1 protein-coding gene is annotated in these 969 nt (G+C 43.4%); it reads left to right on the top strand.

Annotation, left to right across the window (positions count from 1 at the left end):
- Positions 1 to 16 precede the first annotated feature (16 nt).
- On the top strand, positions 17 to 946 hold the full coding sequence (locus tag H8J70_RS12345; RefSeq protein WP_186504590.1) for a site-specific integrase: 930 nt from the start codon (positions 17 to 19) through the stop codon (positions 944 to 946).
- Positions 947 to 969 lie beyond the last annotated feature (23 nt).

The raw sequence follows: 969 nt of genomic DNA, 5'->3' as shown, positions 1-969 counted from the left end.
GAAATGGAGGTTGCACATGGTAAGAAAAATTCAGGATACAGATTTATTCTGTGATTACTATGATCAATGGACTCAAGTATATAAGGATGGTGCTGTGCGGAAGGTTACACTCAATAAATACAAAATGACACTTTCCTGGCTAAGGAAGCTGGCGCCGGACCTGCGACTCTGCGATATGTCACGCGTGACGTACCAGCAGATTCTTAACGAGTATGCTGCTACTCATGAAAAACAGACGACGATGGATTTTCACCATCAATTGAAAGGTGCCATCATTGATGCCGTCGATGAAGGCCTGATCCCTAGAGATCCTACACGAAAGGCAATTATTAAAGGAAAAACGCCGGCACCCAAAAAGATGAAATACCTGAATCAATACGAACTCCATACACTACTGAGCAGCTTGAATCTGCAGAGTGGTATTAACTGGGACTGGCTCATTCTGTTGGTAGCAAAAACGGGTATGCGGTTTTCGGAAGCCTTGGCAATTACGCCTAGTGACTTTGATTTTGCCCATCAAATGCTCTCTATCAGCAAGACCTGGGATTATAAAGATGACGGCGGTTTCTTGCCGACGAAAAATAAATCATCCGTCCGCAAAATACAAATCGACTGGCAAACAGTCATCCAATTTTCAGAACTTGTAAAGAATCTGCCACCGGATATGCCGATTTTTGTGACGAAAGAGCGTGTATATAATTCGACTGTTAATAATATCTTGGCCCGCTATTGCAGACGAGCCAATGTTCCTGTCATTTCCATTCACGGGCTCCGCCATACCCATGCATCATTGCTCCTTTTTGCTGGCGTATCTATTGCCAGCGTGGCCAGACGTTTAGGTCATTCCAGCATGACGACGACGCAGAAAACATATTTGCATATTATTCAAGAATTGGAAAACCAGGATATCGATCTCATCATGCGGGCATTGTCCGGCTTAAGTTAAAAGTTACAGTATCAGTAAACTAT

It is taken from the genome of Megasphaera hominis, from assembly GCF_014269395.1.
GTDB lineage: Bacteria > Bacillota > Negativicutes > Veillonellales > Megasphaeraceae > Megasphaera > Megasphaera hominis.
This window is presented reverse-complemented; position numbering and strand designations above follow the sequence as displayed.